The sequence below is a fragment of the Sinomonas susongensis genome (assembly GCF_005877005.1).
In the GTDB taxonomy this organism is placed as follows: Bacteria; Actinomycetota; Actinomycetes; order Actinomycetales; family Micrococcaceae; genus Sinomonas; species Sinomonas susongensis.
On the sequence record NZ_SSNH01000005.1, the window covers coordinates 68,062 to 89,812 of the forward strand.

General features: G+C 70.1%; 15 protein-coding genes. 4 read left to right on the forward strand and 11 right to left on the reverse strand.

What is annotated here, in order from left to right:
* Nucleotides 1-184: 184 nt before the first annotated feature.
* The gene (nirD, locus tag E6A21_RS08230) at nucleotides 185-568 is read left to right on the forward strand and encodes a nitrite reductase small subunit NirD (RefSeq protein ID WP_138443669.1); all 384 of its coding nucleotides are present in this window, start codon (nucleotides 185-187) and stop codon (nucleotides 566-568) included.
* Nucleotides 569-696: 128 nt separating this feature from the next.
* Here nirD and E6A21_RS08235 read toward each other — a convergent pair whose 3' ends face one another.
* Nucleotides 697-2,463 (reverse strand): phospho-sugar mutase, encoded by a 1,767-nt coding sequence (locus E6A21_RS08235; RefSeq protein WP_138443670.1) that lies wholly within the window; start codon nucleotides 2,461-2,463, stop codon nucleotides 697-699.
* A 9-nt stretch (nucleotides 2,464-2,472) separates the two neighbouring features.
* Nucleotides 2,473-3,276, reverse strand: coding sequence for a purine-nucleoside phosphorylase (locus E6A21_RS08240; RefSeq protein WP_246036274.1), 804 nt, complete (start codon nucleotides 3,274-3,276; stop codon nucleotides 2,473-2,475).
* Nucleotides 3,277-3,400: 124 nt separating this feature from the next.
* Here E6A21_RS08240 and E6A21_RS08245 point away from each other — a divergent pair, with 124 nt between their 5' ends.
* Both E6A21_RS08245 and E6A21_RS08250 read left to right on the forward strand, forming a co-directional pair.
* Nucleotides 3,401-4,810: an NAD(P)H-quinone dehydrogenase gene (locus E6A21_RS08245; protein WP_138443671.1), complete on the forward strand. Its 1,410-nt coding sequence runs from the start codon at nucleotides 3,401-3,403 to the stop codon at nucleotides 4,808-4,810.
* A gap of 95 nt (nucleotides 4,811-4,905) precedes the next feature.
* Nucleotides 4,906-5,379, forward strand: a complete 474-nt coding sequence (locus tag E6A21_RS08250) for a hemerythrin domain-containing protein (protein WP_138443672.1) — start codon at nucleotides 4,906-4,908, stop codon at nucleotides 5,377-5,379.
* Between the two features lie 24 nt (nucleotides 5,380-5,403).
* On the opposite strand, the gene E6A21_RS08255 is transcribed toward E6A21_RS08250, so the two are convergent.
* The 3 genes from E6A21_RS08255 to E6A21_RS08265 are packed head-to-tail and all read right to left on the reverse strand — an operon-like array spanning nucleotide 5,404 to nucleotide 10,647.
* Nucleotides 5,404-6,993 carry an FAD-dependent oxidoreductase gene (locus E6A21_RS08255; RefSeq protein ID WP_246036276.1) on the reverse strand — a complete coding sequence of 530 codons (1,590 nt, stop codon included), beginning with the start codon at nucleotides 6,991-6,993 and terminating at the stop codon, nucleotides 5,404-5,406.
* Entirely contained in the window at nucleotides 6,990-9,227 is a 2,238-nt protein-coding gene (locus tag E6A21_RS08260) for a molybdopterin oxidoreductase family protein (protein WP_138443673.1), read from the reverse strand. Before E6A21_RS08260 ends, E6A21_RS08255 begins: the two co-directional genes overlap by 4 nt.
* Before the next feature lies 1 nt (nucleotide 9,228).
* Entirely contained in the window at nucleotides 9,229-10,647 is a 1,419-nt protein-coding gene (locus tag E6A21_RS08265; RefSeq protein ID WP_138443674.1) for an MFS transporter, read from the reverse strand.
* A 279-nt stretch (nucleotides 10,648-10,926) separates the two neighbouring features.
* On the opposite strand from E6A21_RS08265, the gene E6A21_RS08270 reads away from it, so the two are divergent.
* Nucleotides 10,927-12,336, forward strand: a complete 1,410-nt coding sequence (locus tag E6A21_RS08270; protein ID WP_138443675.1) for an MFS transporter — start codon at nucleotides 10,927-10,929, stop codon at nucleotides 12,334-12,336.
* Between the two features lie 115 nt (nucleotides 12,337-12,451).
* Here the strand turns inward: E6A21_RS08270 and E6A21_RS08275 are convergent, their stop codons facing one another.
* The 6 genes from E6A21_RS08275 to E6A21_RS08300 all read right to left on the reverse strand — a co-directional run bounded on the left by E6A21_RS08275 (nucleotide 12,452) and on the right by E6A21_RS08300 (nucleotide 21,727).
* Nucleotides 12,452-14,236 carry an acetyl/propionyl/methylcrotonyl-CoA carboxylase subunit alpha gene (locus tag E6A21_RS08275; RefSeq protein WP_138443676.1) on the reverse strand — a complete coding sequence of 595 codons (1,785 nt, stop codon included), beginning with the start codon at nucleotides 14,234-14,236 and terminating at the stop codon, nucleotides 12,452-12,454.
* Nucleotides 14,237-14,372: 136 nt separating this feature from the next.
* Nucleotides 14,373-15,002 carry a Maf family protein gene (locus E6A21_RS08280; protein WP_138443835.1) on the reverse strand — a complete coding sequence of 210 codons (630 nt, stop codon included), beginning with the start codon at nucleotides 15,000-15,002 and terminating at the stop codon, nucleotides 14,373-14,375.
* A 93-nt stretch (nucleotides 15,003-15,095) separates the two neighbouring features.
* On the reverse strand, nucleotides 15,096-17,588 hold the full coding sequence (locus tag E6A21_RS08285; protein WP_138443677.1) for an MMPL family transporter: 2,493 nt from the start codon (nucleotides 17,586-17,588) through the stop codon (nucleotides 15,096-15,098).
* Between the two features lie 70 nt (nucleotides 17,589-17,658).
* Nucleotides 17,659-18,276, reverse strand: a complete 618-nt coding sequence (locus E6A21_RS08290; RefSeq protein ID WP_246036278.1) for a TetR/AcrR family transcriptional regulator — start codon at nucleotides 18,274-18,276, stop codon at nucleotides 17,659-17,661.
* Between the two features lie 134 nt (nucleotides 18,277-18,410).
* Complete coding sequence (locus tag E6A21_RS08295) at nucleotides 18,411-19,823, reverse strand: dicarboxylate/amino acid:cation symporter (RefSeq protein WP_138443678.1); 1,413 nt, start codon at nucleotides 19,821-19,823, stop codon at nucleotides 18,411-18,413.
* A gap of 152 nt (nucleotides 19,824-19,975) precedes the next feature.
* On the reverse strand, nucleotides 19,976-21,727 hold the full coding sequence (locus tag E6A21_RS08300) for a DUF885 domain-containing protein (protein WP_138443679.1): 1,752 nt from the start codon (nucleotides 21,725-21,727) through the stop codon (nucleotides 19,976-19,978).
* Nucleotides 21,728-21,751 lie beyond the last annotated feature (24 nt).

Sequence of the window (21,751 nt, forward strand, 5' to 3'; positions counted from 1 at the left end):
GCGCCGGGCAGTCCGGCGGGGTTTCCTCCAGCGTAGGAAGGGGCCATTTCGCCGCAGTTGCCCTCGTGTAACGGCGGATTAACTTCGCTGTCACAGGCATGTGTCGGCGTCCGTGAGGCCGGTTTTACTTGTGCGTGACCCAGGTTCAACCCGGGTGAAACGGGGGCGTCCGTAGCGTTGGGGCATGACGATCACTGCCCCTGCACCCGAGTTGGACGCCCTCGAAGCCGCCGCGGCCACAGTTCTTCCGACCTGGCACAGCGTGTGCAACCTGAACGACCTCGAGCCCAACTGGGGCGAGGCCGCGCTTGTCGCGGGCCGTCAGGTGGCCGTCTTCCGCCTCCCCGCGGGAGACGTCTACGCCGTCGACCAGCGCGACCCCTTAACCGGTGCCCACGTCATGGCCCGTGGCATCGTGGGTTCGCGGGGCGACCGCCCCACGATTGCCTCCCCGCTCCACAAGCAGGTCTACGACCTGCGCACTGGCGAGCGACTCGACGGCGACGGGACTCCGCTTGCCGCGTTCCCTGCCCGGGTCGTGGACGGCATCGTCCAGGTCGCTGCCTAGCTGGCCTCCGGAGTTCGATCTGACACAACTCACGGCCCTTTGACTCAGAAAGAGCCGGATGCGGGTTCTGAGTTGTGTCGATTCGTACCTTTCCGGCCTCGACGGGCGGTGTTCTAGACCCCCAAGCGCTAGAGCCCGAGCGCCTCGCGCACGTCCTCGAGAGCCGCGTCCATCGCCACGCGTGCGGCCGTCTGGGCGTCGGCGAGCTCGGCCGAGCTGTCGACCGGCCGGATCACCTCGAGGTAGCACTTGAGCTTCGGTTCGGTGCCGCTCGGACGGACTATCACGCGCGTCGCGTCGCGAGTCACCCACACGAGCCCCTCGGTGGGCGGCAGCTCGGTGGAGCCTTCGGAAAGGTCCACTGTCGTCTCGACCGGCGATTCCGCAAACGCGGCCGGAGGGTTCTCCCGGAGCCGGACCATCATGGCGTCGAGCAGTCCCAGATCCGCGACACGAACGCTCAGCTGGTCGGTCAGGTGGACGCCGTGGAGCACTTGAAGGGCGTCGAGCCTGTCGAGGAGGGATTCGCCGTGCGCCTTCGCGTCGGCTGCGAGCTCCGCGATGAGCAGGGCGGCGGAGATGCCGTCCTTGTCCTTCACGAGCTCGGGCGCGACGCAGTAGCCGAGGGCCTCCTCATACCCATAGGTCAGGCCCGGGACCCTCGAGATCCACTTGAACCCGGTCAGCGTCTCGCGGTGCTCGATGCCGGCCGCCTGCGCGATGCGCCCGAGGAGCCGGGACGAGACGATCGAGTTGGCGAAGACGTGGCCTGGGGCGTCGAGGCCGTCCGCTGATTGATGCCCGGCGTCCGCAGGGCCGAGGCGGCTTGCGATGTGGGCCCCGAGCAGCGCGCCCACCTCGTCGCCGTGGAGCATGCGCCACTCCCCGGTCGCAGGGTCGGGGACGGCGACGGCGCACCGGTCCGCGTCGGGGTCGTTCGCGATCACGATGTCCGCGTCGACGCTGCGCGCGGTCTCGAAGGCGAGATCGAGGGCGCCGGGCTCCTCGGGGTTCGGGAACGCGACGGTGGGGAAACCCGGATCGGGGAGGGCCTGCTGTTCGACGACGGTCACGTCGGCGAAGCCCACCTCGCGGAGGAGCCCGAGTGCCGTCGTTCCCCCGACGCCGTGCAGCGGCGTCAGGACGATCCTGAGATCGCGTGCCGGGAAGAGGTCGGGCCGGGCCAGGCCCGCCACGCTTGTCCGGTACTCGGCGGCGATGTTCGGCGTGAGGACGGTCCAGCCCGATTCGGCGAGCGGGATGTCCCCGACCGCGCCGACGGCATCGATGAGCTCGGCGATTGCGGCGTCGATGGGAGCGACAATCTGGGCCCCCCGCCCGCCGTCGTCGCAGGCGCGGCCGCCGAGGTACACCTTGTACCCGTTGTCCTGGGGCGGGTTGTGGCTCGCGGTGACCATCACGCCGCCGTCGCAGTCGAGGGCGAGGAGGGCGTAGGCGAGCACGGGGGTCGGCAGGGCCTCGGGCATGAGGAACGTCTGGATCCCCGCCGCGGTGAAGATCGCGGCCGTCTCGACGGCGAACGCGTGCGAGTTCTTGCGGGCGTCGAAGCCGACGACGGCGCGCGGGCGGTCGCCGGACGGGTGTCCGCTCACGCTCCGGAGGATGAACTCCGCGACGCCGGCCGCGGCGCGCCGGACAACGACGCGGTTCATCCGGTTGGGCCCGGGGCCGAGCGCAGCGCGCAGCCCGGCCGTCCCGAACTCGAGCGCGCCCCCGAACGCGTCGGCGAGCTCTTGGGACGCGGCGGCCTGTCCCTCGGCTGCCTGCTCGAGGGTCGCGCGCAGCTGCGCGGCGGTCTCCGGGTCCGGATCGGCGGCCGCCCAGGCTTCGGCGCGGGCGCGCAGGTCTTCCAGTTCTGCCGGTGAGGTGCTCATGGGAACCCTTCAGATCTTCGCGATGACGTCGGCAAGGAGCCTCGAGATGCGCGGGCCCGCGGCTTGGCCCGCCGCGAGCACCTCCTCGTGGCTCAGGGCGGTGGGGCTGATCCCGGCGGCGAGGTTCGTCACGAGCGAGATGCCGAACACCTCCATGCGGGAGTGGCGGGCGGCGATCGCCTCGAGGGCGGTCGACATCCCGATGAGGTCTGCTCCGATCCGGTGCGCGTACTGGACCTCGGCCGGGGTTTCGTAGTGGGGACCCGGGAACTGTGCGTACACGCCCTCGTCGAGGGACGGGTCGATTCCGTGGGCGAGTTCGCGCAGGCGCGGCGAGTAGAGGTCGGTGAGGTCCACGAACGTCGCTCCCTCGAGGGGCGAGACCCCTGTGAGGTTGATGTGGTCGCGGATGAGGACCGGTGTCCCGGGACGCCATGAGGGGTTCAGCCCCCCGCAGCCGTTGGTGAGGACCACAACCGAGCAGCCGGCTGCCGCAGCCGTGCGGACGCCGTGGACTACGGACCGCACGCCCTTGCCCTCGTAATAATGCGTGCGGGCGCCCAGGACGAGTGCCCGCTTCCCGTTCGGGAGCAGGACGGAGCGGATGGTGCCGACGTGCCCCACCACGGCGGGGGCGGAGAACCCGGGGACCTCGTCCGCCGGAAGTGTCGCCGTGACCTCTCCGATGAGGTCCGCCGCGCCGCTCCAGCCGGAGCCGAGGACGAGAGCGATATCGTGCGAGGCCGCGCCGGTCGCCTTGGCAATGTGGTCCGCGGCGGCTTGGGCCAGCACGAAGGGCTCGGAAGTCGTCACAGGTAGAAACCTACCAACGCCGTCCCGCGGGTGGCACGCCACACGGGGATCCGTGCGCCACATCACGCGGGAGTGTGCTCCAGGAGGTGGTGGTGCGGTGGACGGGCAGGCACAATGGTTATCCGTGACGACGAACCCCGACTTCAGCGTGCCCCACATCGCGATCCTGGGAGGCGGCCCTGGGGGATACGAGGCCGCTTCAGTCGCGGCCTCCCTCGGAGCCCGCGTGACCGTCGTCGAACGCGCCGGACTCGGCGGTTCCGCGGTGCTGACGGACGTCGTGCCGTCCAAGACCCTCATCGCGACTTCTGACCTCATGACGCGCGTCGAGGAGGCGTCCACACTCGGCGTCCGTTTCGGCGAGCACGACGGCCAGCCGGACAAGCGTGCCGACATCCGCGCGGTGAACACCCGTCTCCTCGGCCTCGCGCGCCAGCAGTCGGACGACATCCGGGCCGGCCTCGAGCAGCTCGGTGTCCGGCTCGTCATGGGCGAGGGGCGCCTCGTCGAGCAGCACACGATCGAGGTCACGACGGAGGACGGCGTCGAGCGCGTCGAGGCGGACGCCGTCATCCTCGCCGTGGGCGCCCACCCGCGCGAACTGCCGACGGCGCGCTACGACGGCGAGCGGATCCTCAACTGGACCCAGATCTACAAGCTCGAGGAGCTCCCCGAGCACCTCATCGTCGTCGGCTCCGGCGTGACGGGTGCGGAGTTCGCGTCCGCCTACAACGGGCTGGGGGCCAAGGTCACGCTCGTGTCCTCGAGGGACCGTGTGCTCCCGGGATCCGACGAGGATGCGGCCGAGCTGCTCGAGAAGGTCTTCTCGCGGCGCGGCGTCAACGTCCTCTCGCGTTCCCGCGCGGCCGCCGTCGAACGCACGGGCGACGGCGTCGCCGTCGTCCTCGGCGACGGCACCAAGGTGACCGGCTCGCATTGCCTCGTGTGCGTCGGCTCCATCCCGAACACCGCCGGCATCGGTCTCGAGGAGGCCGGCATCGCGCTGTCGGAGAGCGGCCACATCAAGGTCGACGGCGTCTCCCGCACGACGGCGATCAACGTCTACGCGGCGGGGGACTGCACGGGCGTCCTCGCGCTCGCCTCGGTCGCGGCCATGCAGGGTCGCATCGCCGTGGCCCACTTCCTCGGCGACCAGACGACGCCCCTCAACCTCAACTACGTCGCCTCGAACATCTTCACGTCTCCCGAAATCGCGTCCGTGGGCGTCTCCGAAGCGGACGTCGCGAGCGGGAAGGTCGCCGGCGACATCGTGACACTGCGCCTCAAGAGCAACGCGCGCGCCAAGATGCGCAACACGACGGACGGGTTCGTCAAGATCATCGCCCGCAAGGGGACGGGCACCGTGATCGGCGCCGTAGTCATGGGCTCGAACGCCTCGGAGCTCATCTTCGGCCTCGCCCTCGCAGTCGAACAGAAGCTCCACGTCGACGACATCGCCGGGACGTACGCGGTGTACCCGTCGCTCTCGGGCTCGATCTCGGAGGCGGCGCGGCGCCTGCACGTGCACATGTGACCACGGCGAGGCCATGCCGGCAGCAGGCAGGAGCCTTCGAGGCTTGACCGACTCAAGCCTTGAGGGTCCAGCCGGAGCCGGGCGATGATGTCGCCATGGCATCTCACCTCTCCGACGGGCAGGCCCTGACGGCAGTACGGAGTCACCACGCCGACATGCTCGATCGCGCGTCCGCGCTGTCCCAGACCCTGACGGCCGCCGTCGAAGCGGGGGACAGCGGCACCGTGTACGACGAGAAGGGCAACCTCATCGAGTGGTGCACCGACGAGCTCGTACCGCACTGCGTCGCGGAAGAGGACAGGATCTACCCCACTGCCGCCGCCGTCGCCGAGGCACAGCTCCTCGTGGAAGGACTCCGGCACGACCACGAGGCGATTGCCGCCCTGGTCGAGGAGCTGCGGGTCTCGGACGGGGTTCGCGCGGCGGCCGTGGGGCAGGCCGTCGTGAGGGCGTTCGCACTGCATGCCGACAAGGAGGACGCTCTCCTGTTCCCAGCGCTCGCCGACCGGGCCGGGTCCGGCTTCGCGGAGGCCGTGGAGGGGCTCGAGGAGATCCTGGGCGCCGTCTGAGCCGCGCCTTCAATGCGCGAGGGCCTATGCGCCGACTCCCGCGAGGTGCTCCTCGATGAGCGCGCGCACGGAGTCTCGGCAGCCGCCGCACCCCGTCCCTGCACGGGTCGACCTCGAGACCTCTTCAACCGTCGCGCACCCGCCGAGCACCGCCTCCTGCACGCTGCCGCGACTCACTCCGGCGCAGCGGCACAGGGTCGATTCGGGCCCCGCCGAGGAGCCCGGCACGCCGAGGGAGCTCTCCGGCCCGTCGAGTCGGAGCAGCACCGACCGGTCCGCCGGCAGTTCGGCTCCGCTGCCGAACAGGAGCGTCAGCTCGGCTGCGGCGCGCGGCATGCCCAGGGCAAGGAACCCCTCCAGGACGCCCCCGCGCGTGCACATCTTGACGTAGCGCCCATGGGCCGGGTCGGCCCACAGCGAAACCTCTAGGGGCAGCCGGCCCCCGTCGTCCGCGTCCCAGGCGATGGACTCCCACGGCTCGCGCTGGACGTCCCCGGCAGCCGCGAGGTTGACCCCGCGCGCCTTGAGGAGGATGACTCCTGGACGCTCCTCCGGCAGGGGCGCTGGGTCGGCTTCGCCGAGGAGCTCCGAGCGGAACGACGCGGCGAGCCAATCGGCCTGCCGCCACCCCGGGGCTATGAGTCCGCTCGGCGCGGACCCCCGCCGGCACGCCTCGCACGCCGGCTCTGCGCAGCGCACTTCGGCGCAGTCGCCGATCGCGAAGACGTTCTCCGCGTGCACCGCGGCGAGACCGTGGTCCACGAGGATCCCGGCGCCGACGGCGAGCCCGGCACCCTCGGCGAGCTCACGCCGCGGCTGGGCGCCGCACGCGAGGACGAGCAGGTCGCCGTCGATCGCCGACCCGTCGTCGAGGACCACCGCGCGGAACTCGCCGTCCTCGCCGGTTTCGATGCCGGTTGCCCGCGCATTGGAGGCGATCCGAAGGCCTCCGCCGCGCAGGACGGCGCTGAGCGTCGCCCCGCCGCCCCGGTCCAGCTGACGTCCCAAGGGGTGCTCCCCGTGGTGCACGAGTGTGACGGACGCGCCCTCCTCCGACGCCGCGAGTGCCGCCTCGAGACCCAGCACCCCGCCGCCGAGCACGACGATCCGTCGGCGCCCACGCACGGCCTCGGAGAGGCATTCCGCGTCGGCAAGGTCCCGCAGTGCGGCAACTCCGCGTGGCAGAACGGGGTGCAGCGGATCCGGGTCGAGGCCGGCGAGGCGGGGGATCACGGGCCGGGCACCGGTCGCGAGGACGAGCCGGTCGTAGGGGAGGGGAGCGCCGCTCGAAACGTGGACGAGCCGTCGCCTCCTGTCGATCCGAGCGACGTTCGTGCCCAGGACAACCCGCACGCCGTCGACCGCCAGCTCGTCGGGGTCGGCGAGCCGCATGGAGGCGAGCGTCGTCCGTCCGACGCCCAGGTCCGCGATCAGGACCCGGTTGTACGCAGCCTGTTCCTCTTCCCCGATCACCGTCACTTCGGCGAGTCCCGCCGTGACAGCGGGTCGGAGCTCGTCGACGAAGCGTGCCGCGACGGGCCCGAAGCCGACGACGACGATGCGCTCCGGGGCGTCCACCGGCCTGGGACCGTGTTGCTCGGCGGTGTAGCTCACCTGTGCTCCTTCCGCTGGGCGGCGGGGACGAGATGGGGATCGACGGACCGGAGGCCGGGAGGCGGAACGCCCGCGGGCTGGACGAGGACGCGCGTCGTCTTGAATTCGGGCATCCCGGAAATCGGATCCGTGCGGGCCTCCGTGACCTGGTTCGCGGCGCCGAGGCCCGGGAAGTGGAACGGCAGGAACACGGTGTCCGGACGGATGCCCGCGGTGAGTTCGACCCGGCACACCACCCCAGGGTCTGAGGGAGGCGCCCCCAGAACCGACGGGTCGGCCCGCGTGACGCGCACCCACGCCCCGTCTTCGAGGCGCAGGCGGGCGGCGGAGGCGGGGTGGAGCTGCAAGCGCGGTTCGGGCTGCGCGCTGCTGAGTGAAGGGACGCGGCGCGTCTGTGCCCCCGACTGATAGTGCTCGAGCAGGCGTCCCGTCGCGAGCTGGAACTCCTCGAGGGCCGGCGGCGGGGAGGCCCAGCCGGGGGTCGGCGCGCGGACGGCGACGAGCCGCGCCCGCCCGTCGTCGTGGGCGAAACGCCGCGCGAACAGGCGCGGGGTTCCGTGCGATCCTCGCGGGTACGGCCAATAGGCCTCTTCGCCGGCGTCGAGTGCGGGGTACGAGATCCCCGAGTAGTCGGCGGGGCCCCCGGCCGAGGCCGCGCGCAGCTCCTCGAAGACGTCCTGGGGATCGGTGGGAAAGGACGACGGCGCGTCCAGCAGTTCCGCGAGGCGGTTCAGGATCCACAGTTCGGACCGCGCGTTCGCGGGCGGTTCGACGGCTCTGCGCCGCCGCAGGACACGGCCCTCGAGATTGGTCATCGTGCCCTCTTCCTCGGCCCACTGCAGGACGGGCAGCACCACGTGGGCCTCGCGGGCCGTCTCGGAGAGGAAGAAGTCGCACACGGCAAGGAAGTCCAGCTTCCGCAGGCCCTCGAGGACCTGCGAGACGTCCGGCGCGGAGACCGCGAAGTTGGCACCGTGGACGAGGAGCGCGCGCACGCCGTCGCCCGTTCCCAGGGTTCGCAGAAGCTCGACGGCCGGGAGCCCCGGGCCGGGGATGCTCGCCTCGGGGACGCCCCACACGCCAGCGACGTGCGCCCGGGCGGCCGGATCCGTGATCTTGCGGTAGCCCGGGAGCTGGTCCGCCTTCTGACCGTGCTCCCGCCCGCCTTGGCCGTTGCCCTGGCCTGTGAGCGTTCCGTAGCCGCCGCGGGTGGAACCTGGGAGGCCCAGGAGGAGCGCGAGGTTGATCGCGGCGGTTACGGTGTCGGTGCCGTCGGCGTGCTGTTCGACGCCGCGTCCCGTGAGGATGTAGCACGAGCCGGTCCGGGCGGAGGACGCGAGGCGGTGAGCGGTCGCGCGGACGGCCTCCGCGGGCACGCCTGTCACCGCCTGGACCCGCTCGGGCCACCACGGCGCGACAGACCGGACGACGGCTTCGATCCCGTGGGTCCTCTCCGCGACGTAGGGCGAGTCCAGCAGCCCGTCGTTCACGACGACATGCGCCAGGCCCAGAAGCAGCACGAGGTCCGTGTGCGGCGCGGGCGCGAGGTGAGTGCCCGCGCCGTCGTCGGTCAGTCCGGCTGTGGCCGAGTGGCGCGGGTCGACGACGACGAGCCCGCCCGCCGCGCGCGCCCCCTCAAGGTGCCGGACGAATGGCGGCATGGTGTCGGCGACGTTGGAGCCGAGCAGGAGGATCGTGTCGGCGTCGTCAAGGTCGGCAAGCCGGAACGGGAGGCCCCGGTCGATGCCGAACGCGCGGTTCGCGGCAGCCGCCGCTGAGGACATGCAGAACCGGCCGTTGTAGTCGATGCGCGAGGTGCCGAGCGCGACCCGGGCGAACTTGCCCAGCAGGTACGCCTTCTCGTTGGTCAGGCCGCCGCCGCCGAAGACGCCGACCGCGTCCGGCCCGTGCACCGACTGGGCCCGGCGGATCTCGGCCGCAACCCGGCCGAGCGCCTCGTCCCAGCCCACGGGCCGGAGCACCCCCTGCTCGTCCCTGACGAGGGGCTCCACGAGCCGCTCGGGATGCCTCAGGAGCTCCGCCGAGGTCCAGCCCTTGCGGCACAGCGCTCCCCGGTTCGCAGGGAAGTCCCGGCCAGTCACCTCGAGGGGTGTCGCGCCTTCAGGCGCGGGCGTCAGGCTCAGTCCACACTGGAGCGCACAGTACGGGCAGTGGGTCGCCGTCGACGCCGGCTGGGCCGCGGGGTGGGGGAGACGATCCGCCGGAGCCGCCACGTCAGGCCCCCGCCCCGGCCACGGCGCTCCCGCGGCGCAGGTAGCAGGCCCACGAGACGATCAGCATGAGCGCGTATGCGCCGACGAAGCCGAAGAAGGCGGGCACATACGAGCCCGTCCCGCTGCTCGAGGCGCCGAGGAGCTGCGGGATCGCGAAGCCGCCGTACGCTCCGATCGCCGAGACCAGCCCCAGGGCGGCCGAGGACAGGCGGGCGGTCTGCGACTGCGCGGCTCCGGACCTGGCGGCCCGGCTCGCTCGGGCGAAGATCACGGGGATCATGCGGTAGGTCGAGCCGTTGCCGATGCCGCTCGCGGCGAACAGCACGAGGAAGAGGCCGAGGAACAGCCAGAAGCTCTTGAGCGGGAGCGTTGCGATGAGTGCGAGGGTCGCCGTGGCCATGACCGCGAACGACGCGACCGTGATGGGTGCGCCGCCGAACCGGTCGGCAAGCCTGCCGCCGTATGGCCGCGCGAGCGAGCCCACGAGCGGTCCCAGGAACGCGAGCGAAAGCGCGGCTGGCCCGACGGTGAAGGTCGAGTAGGGCGGGAACATGTCGTGGATGAGCTTGGGGAACACTCCGCCGAAGCCGATGAACGAACCGAACGTGCCGATGTAGAGGAAGGCGACGACCCAGAGGTGCGGCTCCTTGAGGGCCGCGAGCGAACCGGCGAGGTCGCCCTTCGCGTTCGTGAGGTTGTTCATCCTCCGAGAGGCAGCGAAGGCGGCGACGAGGATGAGCGGGACCCACATTAGGCCTGCTATCGCGAGCGTCCCGCCGGCTCCCGGAGCACCCACGCCTCCGGTCACGACGACGGCGGTGAGGCTCACCGCGATCGGCACGGCGAGCTGTGAGACCGCGGCGCCGAGATTGCCGCCCGCTGCGTTGAGGCCCAACGCCCAGCCCTTCTCCTTCGCGGGGTAGAAGAACGTGATGTTGGCCATGGAGCTCGCGAAGTTCCCGCCGCCGAACCCCGAGAGGCCCGCGACGAAGAGCATGAGCCAGAAAGGGGTCGACGGGTTCGCGACGCAGGCCGCGAGGCCGAGGGTGGGGATCAGGAGGAGGAGCGCAGAGACGATGGTCCAGTTGCGTCCCCCGAAGCGGGAGACGGCGAACGTGTACGGGATCCGCAGCGTGGCGCCCACGAGGCTCGGCATCGAGATGAGCCAGAACGTCTGGGCCGTGTCGAACTTGAAGCCGGCGGCGGGGAGCGAGACGACGACGATCGACCACAGCTGCCACACCGCGAAGCCGAGGAACTCCGCGAAGATCGACCAGGAGAGATTGCGTCGGGCGATGGCGCGTCCCTCTCGCTCCCACTGGCCCGCGTCTTCCGGGTTCCAATGCTCGATCCAGCGGCCTGCCCGGAAGTCCAGGCTCAACGGCCGGACGGTTGGCGCAGTCTGGGGTTCGGTGCTCATCTGGCCCTCCTTGAAGCGGGAACGGGGTCTGAAGCCCGGGGTCTGGTTCCCACGCTAGGAAGGGTGCGTTTCCGCGAGGGTCGCGAGCTGTAAACGGTCGGTGACATCGACCTCTCAGCCCGCGCGCGGCCTCGGTGAGCCGTAAACCCCCTGTTCGTCCGTCTCATTATCTGGACCGACTGTCCGACTATCGGACGCCGTTCATAGGATCAGGCGTACTGAGATTTCGGACCCGGTTTTCAGCAGGGGTCCAGCATTCTGTGAAAGGCGCAGGGCACCATGGCTACACGAGCGGTCGCCGAAACAGCGAAACCGCAGGGCACAGGGAAGAACAGCCGCGGGCGGGTGATCTTCTCGAGCGTCATCGGCACGACAATCGAGTTCTTCGACTTCTACGCGTACGCCACAGCGTCGGTCCTCGTCTTCCCGAAGCTCTTCTTCCCGAGCGCGACCGACATCAACGCGATCCTGAGCTCGTTCGCCATCTTCGGCGTCGCGTTCGTGGCGCGCCCGGTCGGCTCGATCGTCTTCGGCCACTTCGGCGACAGGCTCGGCCGCAAGGGGACGCTCGTCGCATCCCTCCTCACCATGGGCCTGGCCACCTTCTTCATCGGCGTCCTCCCGCCGGCCACGACGCCCGGGTGGACCGTCCTCGCCCCGCTGCTCCTCGTCGTCCTCCGCTTCCTCCAGGGCCTCGCGCTCGGGGGCGAGTGGTCCGGAGCCGCGCTGCTCGCGACCGAGAACGCGCCCGCGAACAAGCGGGCGGTCTGGGGCACGTTCCCACAGCTAGGGGCCCCGATCGGCTTCATCATCGCCAACACCATGTACGTCGTCATGAACAGCTTCCTCACGGCGAAGCAGTTCGAGGACTTCGGGTGGCGCATCCCGTTCCTGTTCAGCATCGTGATGGTCGCGATCGGCCTCTACGTTCGGCTCAAGCTCGTCGAGAGCACGTCCTTCCAGAAGGTCCTCGAGGAGGACAAGGTCGTCAAGGTCCCGCTCGCGGCGACGTTCAGGCACCACTGGCGGGCCGTCATAGCGGGAACGTTCATCATGCTCGCGACGTATGTGCTCTTCTACCTCACGACGAGCTTCACGCTCACCTACGCGACCGCGACCAACAAGGTCGAGGTGGCCCGAGCGGCCGCCCAGAAGGCGGGCAAGGCCTTCGATCCGTCGACCTTCGTGCCCGGCCTCGGCATCGATCGCGGGCTGTTCCTCTGGATGCTCATCGTCGGCGTCGTGTTCTTCGGCGTGTTCACCGTGGTCTCCGGGCCTCTGGCGGAGAAGTACGGGCGCAGGAGGTTCCTCATCTGGGTGACCTTCGGCATCCTCGCCTTCGGCTTCCTGTGGGGCCTCATGTTCGGCCCCGGCACCGGGGCGGCGATGGTCGGCCTCATCGTCGGCTTCACGCTCATGGGCGCCACGTTCGGCCCGATGGCCGCGATCCTGCCGGAGCTGTTCCCCGCGAACGTCCGCTACACCGGATCGGCGATCGCGTACAACCTGTCCTCCGTGATCGGCGCCGCACCGGCCTCGTTCATCGCCATCGCGCTCTGGCAGGCCGGGAAGGGCAGCACCGTTCTCGTGGGCGTGTACCTCGCCGTCGCGGCGGTGCTCACCCTCGTGGCCCTGTTCCTGACCCGTGAGACCAAGGACCGCGAGTTCGAGGACAACATCTCGGCCTGAGCCCAGCCAACAAGTACGGGACCCCCCAACGGCTTCTGCCGTTGCGGGGTCCCGTACTTGTTGGGCCGAGAAGCTTGTTGGGCCGAGAAGCCTTAGCGGGGCCCGGAAGCCCTGGTCAGTCCTCGATCGTCGCGATGACGGAGCCGGCCGTGACGGTCTGGCCCGGCTCGGCGGTGAGGCCGTGCACCGTTCCCGAGCGGTGCGCCGTGAGGGGCTGCTCCATCTTCATTGCCTCGAGGACGACGACGAGGTCGCCCTCCTCGACCTGCTCGCCGTTCGCGACGGCAACCTTCACGATCGTTCCCTGCATGGGCGCCGTGAGGGCATCGCCGCTCGCGACCGCCGCGGCGCCGCCCCCTCGGGACGAGCGGGCCTTCTTGGCCTTCGACCGCCCGGCCTTCGCCACACCGCCCAGGCCAGCGGGGAGCGTCACCTCGAGGCGCTTGCCGCCCACCTCGACGACGACGCTCTGGCGCTCGCCGGCGTCGTCCGCTGCGGCCTCCGGCGTGCCGGACCAGGCCGGGATCTCGTTCTCGAACTCGGTCTCGATCCAGCGCGTGTGCACCCGGAACGGCCCGGACTCCGGCGCGAAGGCGGGGTCGCGGACGACGGCGGCGTGGAACGGGACGACGGTGGGCATGCCCGTGATGACGAGCTCGTCGAGGGCGCGGCGCGCGCGCTCGAGCGCCTGCTGGCGGCTCGCCCCGCTCACGATGAGCTTCGCGAGCATCGAGTCGAAGTTTCCGCTCACGACCTCTCCGGCTTCCATGCCGGAGTCCACGCGGACGCCGGGGCCCGCCGGGTACCTCAGCGTTTCGACGGTGCCGGGCGCGGGCATGAAGTTCCGGCCGGGGTCCTCCCCGTTGATGCGGAACTCGAACGAGTGGCCGCGGATCTCGGGATCGTCGTAGCCGAGTTCCTCGCCGCGTGCGAGGCGGAACTGCTCGCGCACGAGGTCGAGCCCCGTGACCTCTTCGGACACGCAGTGCTCGACCTGGAGCCGGGTGTTGACCTCGAGGAAGCTGATCGTGCCGTCCTGGCCGACGAGGAACTCGCACGTGCCCGCCCCGAGGTAGCCGGCTTCCTTGAGGATGGCCTTCGAGGACTCGTAGAGGCGCTTGGTCTGCTCCTCGCTGAGGAACGGCGCCGGCGCCTCCTCGACGAGCTTCTGGTTGCGGCGCTGGAGGGAGCAGTCGCGGGTCGAGACGATGACGACGTTGCCGTGCACGTCGGCGAGGCACTGCGTCTCGACGTGGCGTGGGGCGTCCAGGAACCGCTCGATGAAGCACTCGCCGCGGCCGAACGCGGCGGTCGCCTCGCGCACCGCGGACTCGTAGAGGTGGGGGATCTCCTCGAGCGTGCGGGCGACCTTGATGCCGCGGCCGCCGCCGCCGTAGGCCGCCTTGATGGCGATGGGGAGTCCGTATTCACGGGCGAAGGCCAGCACCTCGTCGGCGGATTCGACCGGGTCCTTCGTACCCGGAACGAGTGGCGCGCCGACTTTCTCGGCGATGTGCCGCGCACGGACCTTGTCGCCCAGCGCCGCGATGGCCTCGGGGGAGGGGCCGATCCAAGTGAGGCCCGCGTCGATGACGCGGCGGGCGAACTCGGCGTTCTCCGAGAGGAATCCGTAGCCGGGGTGAACCGCATCAGCGCCCGAGGAACGTGCAGCCTCGAGGAGCTTGTCCATCACGAGGTACGATTCCGCAGCCGTCGTCCCGCCCAGCGCGAACGCCTCGTCTGCGAGGCGCACGTGCAGCGCGTCCCGATCCGGGTCCGCGTAGACCGCCACGGACGCGATGCCCTCGTCGCGGGCCGCGCGGATGACGCGCACGGCGATCTCCCCGCGATTCGCGATGAGGACCTTGGTGATGGGGCTGCTTCCAGCTTTGAGGGACAAGGCTTCTCCGTTCTGTGCTCCCGTGAGCCTAGCGCTCCTTTGGTGGAATCGCCCATATTGGTGGCGGTTTCGGCGGGGGAGACGGCGTTCCTTTGTGGGGTCCCTACAAAACGTCTGCCGCCGGGAGTGCGTGGCGTCAGCGGTCGACGACGGCCGGCTCCCAGAGGTCGGTCAGGGCCACGCCCCCGCGGGCCAGGAGCGAACGGAGCGTCGAGACCGAGAGCCCGACGACCGTGTGCGGATCGCCCTCCACGCGGGCGAGGAATGCCCCGCCAAAGCCGTCGATCGTGAACGAGCCTGCGCACTGCAGCGGCTCGCCCGTCGCAACGTACGCGGCGATCTCGTCGTCGGACATCTCGGTGAACTCGACGACGGCCGAGGAGAGCACGCCGTCGTCCGAGAGGATCCCGTCGCGGCAGTCCACGAGCCAATGCCCCGTGTGCAGGACGCCGCTGCGGCCGCTCATCGCCCGCAGCCTCTCGGTGGCGACTTCGGCCGTGTACGGCTTGCCGAGGGCCTCGCCGTCGAACTCGAAGACGGAATCGCAGCCGAGCACGAGCGTGCCGGCCGCCTCCGGGAGGGTCGCCACGGCCTCGGCCTTCGCGCGGGCGAGGAGGAGCGCCGTCTCCCCGGGGGTGGCGTCGGGGTGTGCGGCCGCTACCGCTTCCTCGTCGACGGCCGAGACGATGACACGGTGCGGGATCCCCGCCTCGGCAAGGAGCTTGGTGCGCGCGGGCGACTTGGAGGCAAGGACGAGGGGGGCCAGCGGGCCGGAAGACGACGGAAGGCTGGGCGGCGTGATAGTCACGCCGCCCAGCCTAGTCCCGGCGCCGGGGAGCCGGAGATCCGTCCGGCAGGGTCAGCGGGCGGCGGGCTCCGGCACCTGGGCTGGTGCCGCCGTCGTCCGCTCTAGCTGGGCGCCCTCGATGTCGAGGTCCGGCAGGAGCCGGGAGAGCCAGCGCGGCAGCCACCACGCGCCCCGGCCGATGAGGCGCATGACGGCGGGAACCAGGGTCATGCGGACCACGAACGCGTCGAGCAGCACGCCCAGTGCGAGGGCGAAGCCGAGGGGCCTGATCATCGTGACGTGGCTGAAGATGAAGCCCGCGAACACGCTCACCATGATGACCGCGGCGGCGGTCACGACGCGGGCCGCGTGGCGGAAGCCCGTCCGCACGGCGAGGTGCGCCTCCTGCCCGTGCACGAACGCCTCTCGGATCCCCGAGGTGATGAACACCTGGTAGTCCATGGCGAGGCCGAACAGGATTCCGATGAGCAGGATCGGCAGGAAGCTCAGCACTGCCCCCGGATGCGTGACGTCGAACACCGGACCGAGCCAGCCCCACTGGTAGACGGCGACGACCGCTCCGAACGCCGCGCCGAGCGAGAGGAGGAAGCCTCCGGTCGCGAGCAGCGGGACGAGGAGCGAACGGAACACGAGGAGCAGGAGGACGAGGGAGAGCCCGACGACGATCGCGAGGTACGGCGGGAGGGCGTCCGCGAGCTTCGAGGAGACGTCGACGTTCGCGGCTGTCTGGCCGGTCAGCCCGATCGTGACCCCCGTCTGCGCCTTGATCTGTGCGCCCTTGGCCCGCAGGTCGTTGACCACCTGGACGGTGCTGGCGCTTGCTGGGCCGTCCGAGGGGATGACCTGGAAGACGGCCGTCTGTCGGTTGTCGCTGAGGGCGACCGGCACGGCGGCGGTCACGTTCGTGACAGACCGGAGCTGGTCGGCGACGTCGTACTCCTTGGTCTTCGCGGCGGTCGCGTCGAGGCCCGACGGCAGCTCTCCGACCACGATGATCGGGCCCGTCATGCCCTGGCCGAAGTACTTGCCCGTCGCGTCGTACGCCTTGTAGGCGCTCGAGTCGACGGGCTCGGAGCCGCCGTCCGGCAGTGCGAGGCGGAGCTGGGCCGCGGGGAGTGCAAGGGCGCCGAGGACCACGACCGATGCGACGAGGGCGATCCAGGGGTGCCGCGTGACCCAGCCGCCCCAGCCGCGCTCGGACTTCGCGACGTCCTCGCGCGCCTCTGCCCCGTCTCGCTCATCTGTGGTTCCGAAGCGTGCGTTCTGCGCTTCGGCCTTCGCCCAGCGGCGCTTCGAGATGATGCGTCGGCCTGCGAAGCCGAGCACGGCCGGGAGGAGCGTCACGGCGACGAGGACCGAAACCGCGACCGTCGCGGCAGCGGCGATGCCCATGACGCCCAGGAACGGGAGCCCGGGGACCACGAGGGCTGCGAGGGCGATGATGACGGTGATGCCCGCGAACATGACCGCGTTGCCCGAGGTGCCGATCGCGAGCCCGACCGACTCCCGCGGAGTCATGCCCCGCAGGAGCTGCGTCCGGTGCCGGTTCACGATGAAGAGCGAGTAGTCGATTCCGACCGCGAGGCCGAGCATGAGTCCGAGCATCGGGGTCGTCGAGCTCATCTGCACCACGCCAGTGAGGGCGAAGGTGCCGCCCACGCCGACGCCGACGCCGATGAGCGCCATGAGCAGCGGCAGGCCCGCGGCGACGAAGGTACCGAGCATGACGAGCAGGACGACCGCGGCGATGACGACGCCGGTGGCCTCCGATGTGCCGAAGAGCTGCGAGATGTCCTGCGTGAGCTCCTTGCTCGCGTAGGAATTGACACCCGGGACCTGGGCCGCGAGCTTCTGGACGTTCTGGCGGAGGTCTGAGGGGAGCGCGTCGGTCGACTTGGTGAACTGGATCGTCGCGATCGCGGCCTTGCCGTCAGTCGAGACGAAGCGCAGGCCCTGCGAAGCCTGTGCCTGCCGCTGGCCGAGCGCAAGGCTGGCCTTGGCCTGAGCGAGCTGAGCGGCGCCGGAGTCGAGCTTCGCCTGGGCGCTCGCCGTCGCACTCGTGATCGCGGCCTGCGGCATGCCGCTTGCGGCGAGCTGCTGCCGCTCGGCGTCCAGCTGCTGCTGGCCGGCGGTCAGCTGGGCCTCGTTGGCGGTGAGCTGCTTCTGGGCGTCCGCGAGCTGCGCTGCGGTGCCGTCGAGCTGGGCCTGGGTGGCGAACGGGTCGGTGACGTTCTGGACGCCGTCGAGCCCCTTGACCTTCTTCAGGGCGTCGCTGATGCCCTGCTTCTGGTCCGCCGTGAACGCGGCGTTCGGGGACTCGAAGACGATCGTTGCGCTGCCGCCCGCCGAGGACGGCAGATCGCTCTGCAGCTTGTCGAGCATGCGCTGGGTCTCGGTGCCGGGGATCTGGAACGAGTTGCTCAGCGCGCCGTGGAACGCGGCCGCCGAGCCGCCCACAGCGAGCAGGATGACGAACCAGAGGGAGACGACGAGCCAGCGGCGGTCGTAGGCGAACCGGCCGAGGCGATAGAGGAGAGTAGCCATGATGCCTTCTACTGGTGGGCAGGTGGGAGAGGTGAGGCTGAAGCAGGCGGAGGGACGCGGCTCGGAGGGCCTAAGGCGCAGCGAAGCCGGACTTGAGGTGCGCGAAAGCGGCCACGAGGAGCTCGCTCAGGCGGTCGAGGGACGACGGCGCGAGGTCACCCCGGCGTTCGGCGAGCCAGACTTCGAGGGCTGCCTTGCCGCAGGACATGACGGAGCCGGCGAGGGCGTGGACGTAGACCTCGTCGAGCGACTCGCCCTCGCGCTCCCGGATGGCAGCCACGATCTTGTCGCGGCACTCGTCGAAGGCCTGCAGCTGGTACCGCGTGGCGGGATCGTTTCCGTGCGAGACGAGGAACGACTGGGCCATCGGCTCGATGAACTCGTTGTCGGCGAGCGCGAGGAGGATCTGGATGACCGATTCGAGGAGTGGCTCGCCCTTGGGGCGGTCACGGAACCGTTCGAGGGCGGTGTCGAGGAAGACGAACGTCGGGGCTGTGATCGCTTCTTCGGCGCTCGAGAAGTAGTTGAAGAAGGTGCGGCGGGAGACGCCGGCGGCGTCGGAAATGTCCTCGACCGTGAAGCCGCCGAGTCCGCGCTCACGCGCGAGCCGCATGGCGGCGACCACGATCGACTGCCTCGTCGCGGCCTTGTTGAGCTCGCGGCGGGACGGGGTCTCGGTCGATGTCACATCACTACACTAAGTGCAAGTCTGCACTCCGTGCAAGTCTATGGGAGAGCTCGTCTTCCCCGCCCGGACGACAGAAGGACGCAGGGCCGCACCAAGGAGTGGTGCGGCCCTGCGGCCCGGCTGGGGGTCAGTTGTCAGCGCGCGGCGACGAGCCCGGCATCGTCTGCCGTGGTCCCTGGATTGGCGCTGGAGACGCCTTCTGCGGCGTCGTCAGTGAAGGCCGTCCGGGTGCGCTGGGCGTTGTAGAGGCCGAGGTCCAGGATGCCCTGGCGCTTCGCGACGATAGTCGGCACGAGGGCCTGGCCCGCGACGTTCACACCGGTGCGCCCCATGTCGAGGATCGGGTCGATGGCGAGCAGGAGGCCGACGCCGGCGAGCGGCAGGCCGAGCGTCGAGAGGGTCAGGGTGAGCATGACGACGGCGCCCGTGGTCCCCGCGGTCGCGGCGGAGCCGAGTACTGAGACGATCACGATGAGCAGGTACTGGCTGAAGTCGAGATGCAGGCCGAAGAACTGCGCCACGAAGATCGACGCGACGGCGGGGTAGACCGCGGCGCAGCCATCCATCTTGGTCGTCGCCCCGAGCGGCACGGCAAATGACGCGTAGCCCTGCGGGACGCCGAGGTTGCGCTCGGCTACGCGCTGCGTGAGCGGCAGTGTGCCGATCGACGAGCGCGAGACGAACCCGAGCTGCACCGCGGGCCACACGCCGGAGAAGTACTGCTTGATGGACAGGCCATGGCTCTTGACGAGGATCGGGTAGAACACGAACAGCACGAGCACGAGGCCTACGTAGATCGCGAGGACGAACTTTCCGAGCGCGCCGATGGCGTCCCAGCCATAGGAGGCCACCGCGTTGCCGATGAGGCCGATGGTGCCCAGCGGCGCGATGCGGATGATCCACCAGAGGACCTTCTGGATGATCTCCAGGGCCGAGCGGGTGAACGAGAGGAACGGGTCGGCCTTCGCGCCGAGCTTGAGCACGGCGATGCCGACGGCGATCGCTATGACGAGGATCTGCAGGACGTTGAAGCTCACGTTCGTGGTGACGGCGCCGCCGTCGGCCGCCGTCGAGCTCGCGGTGAGTCCCAGGAAGTTGTGCGGGAACAGGCCCGTGAGGAAGGCCCACCAGTCGCCGGTCTTGCCGGAGTACTTCGCCTGCTGCGTGATGCCCGTGTTCGCGCCCGGCTGGAAGAACACCCCGAGGCCGATGCCGATCATCACCGAGACGAAGGCCGTGATCGCGAACCACAGCAGGGTGTTCCACGCGAGTTTCGCGGCGTTCGAAACCTGCCTCAGGTTCGCGATCGAGCTGACGACCGCGGTGAAGATGAGGGGGACGACGGCCGTCTGAAGCAGCGCGACGTAGCTGCTTCCCATGGTCGAGAGGGTCGCGCCGAGCCCGTTGGGCTTCGCGGACGTGCTGCCGGTGAACTTGGCGACGAGGCCGAGGATGACGCCGACGACGAGGGCAGCGATGATCTGCGTCCCGAACGAGGTCGCCCACGCCGGCAGGCGGCGGGTGCGGGTGCTGGTTGTTGTGCTCACCCATGCACTCTAGGACCAGCGCTTCTAGCACATCCAATCTCTGTTGAGAAATATGAAGCGCGGAACTGGGGCTGATTTCCGCAGATTCCCCGGAAATCAGCCCCGGACGGGAGGATTGTTACGCTATTCCTTCCGCGGCTGTGAAGTATCTCTCACGAAAGCAGCGCCCTCCGGAGGGTGTCGAGGCCCACGGAGCCGAGGTTGAGCGCACGAGTATGGAACTCCTTGAGGACGAATTCGCTCCCCTCGGACCGAGCCCTCTCAGCGAGGTCCGCTCGGATCTGCTCCCAGAGCCGCTGTCCGACCTTGTACGAGGGAGCCTGGCCCGGCCATCCGAGATACCGGTTGTACTCGAAGTCGAGCTGGCCCTCCGAGATCGCGAGGTTCTTCCGCAGGAACTCGTAGCCCTTCTCCGGCGTCCACGTGCCGGACCCCCAGCGTTCCGGAACTTCGAGCTCGAGGTGCACTCCGATGTCGAAGACGACGCGCGCGGCCCGCATCCGCTGGGCGTCGAGCATCCCCATCCGGTCGCCGGGATCGGAGAGGTATCCCAGCTCGTCCATGAGCCGCTCGGCATAGAGGGCCCAGCCCTCGCCGTGGCCGGAGACCCAGCACACGAGGCGGCGCCAGCGGTTGAGCAGTTCGCGGCGGAAGACGGCCGTGGCGCATTGGAGGTGGTGGCCGGGGACGCCCTCGTGGTACACGGTGGTCGTCTCCGACCAGGTGGTGAACGAGTCCTCTCCTTCGGGAACGGACCACCACATGCGCCCGGGGCGGGAGAAGTCGTCGGAGGGCGCTGTGTAGTAGATCCCGCCGTCGTGGGTCGGGGCGATCATGCACTCGAGTTTGCGCATGGGCTCGGCGATCTCGAAGTGGGTGCCCGCGAGGTCCGCGACGGCCCGGTCGGCGAGCCCCTGCATCCATGCCCGCAGTTCGTCGGTCCCCTTGAGCTGGCGTGCGGGATCTGCGTTGAGCGCCTTCTTGGCCTCCTCGATCGTCGCGCCCGGCGTGATCTGCCCGGCCACGGCCTCCTGCTCGGCGATGATCCGATCCAGCTCGGCCACGCCCCACGCGTAGGTCTCCTCGAGGTCCACGGCGGCGCCGAGGAAGCGGCGCGAGGCGCGCGCGTACCGTTCACGGCCCACGGCGTCCTTCTCGGGCGCCTGGGGAAGCAGCTCGTTCTCGAGGAAGTCCGCGAGCCTGCGGTATGCGGCTGCGGCGGCGCGGCAGCCTTCGGCCAGCGAGGCCGCGATCTCGACCGGGAGGCCCGTACCGTCGTCGAGCTTCGCGTTCTGGGCAAGCTGTGCGAAGAACCCAGTGCCGTCGGCGCCGTACTGGCGGGCCTGTCCGACCACGACCCGCACCTGACGCGCGGCGGCGACCCTGCCCTCGGCCGCGGCCGCGCGGAGGGACGCGACATACCCGTCGACCGCAGCCGGCACGTTGGCGGCCCGGCCCGCGATGTGGCTCCAGTGCTCAGCGGTGTCCGTCGGCATGAGGTCGAACACTGCGCGAATGTGCTGGGCAGGCGAGTCGATGTTGTTGAGGTCGGCGAGTGTCCAGCCGCTCTCGCCCTCCTCGACATCGAGGCCGAGGCGCTCGCGCATCGCGTCGAGGGTGACCTCGTCGACCTCGTCGGTGGGCTCGAGCGTTCCGAGAAGCGTGAGGGTCTCTCGGAAGACTGCCAGGCGGGCTTCGTGCCCGGCTGGGGAGTAGTCGGGGTACTCCGTCTCGTGGCCGCCGAACCCCAGCTCTGTCGCGAGCGACGGGTTGAGCTCGAGGTACCGGTCGGTGAACGTCTCGGCCGCTGCGTCGACGATCGAGGGTGCTCGCTGCGGGATCTCGGCTGAAGTGTGGGAGGTGTTCTGAGTCACGTCCCCGAGCCTAACCCCGGGCGCGGGCATCTGAAAGAACCCGTGCACACTTCG

What these genes read in the sequence shown, in the direction of transcription:
- E6A21_RS08300 (WP_138443679.1), bottom strand. Translation starts at nt 21,727, where the DNA reads ATGCCCGCGCCCGGGGTTAGGCTCGGGGACGTGACTCAGAACACCTCC.
- E6A21_RS08285 (WP_138443677.1), bottom strand. Translation starts at nt 17,588, where the DNA reads ATGGCTACTCTCCTCTATCGCCTCGGCCGGTTCGCCTACGACCGCCGC.
- nirD (WP_138443669.1), top strand. Translation starts at nt 185, where the DNA reads ATGACGATCACTGCCCCTGCACCCGAGTTGGACGCCCTCGAAGCCGCC.
- E6A21_RS08265 (WP_138443674.1), bottom strand. Translation starts at nt 10,647, where the DNA reads ATGAGCACCGAACCCCAGACTGCGCCAACCGTCCGGCCGTTGAGCCTG.
- E6A21_RS08250 (WP_138443672.1), top strand. Translation starts at nt 4,906, where the DNA reads ATGGCATCTCACCTCTCCGACGGGCAGGCCCTGACGGCAGTACGGAGT.
- E6A21_RS08270 (WP_138443675.1), top strand. Translation starts at nt 10,927, where the DNA reads ATGGCTACACGAGCGGTCGCCGAAACAGCGAAACCGCAGGGCACAGGG.
- E6A21_RS08235 (WP_138443670.1), bottom strand. Translation starts at nt 2,463, where the DNA reads ATGAGCACCTCACCGGCAGAACTGGAAGACCTGCGCGCCCGCGCCGAA.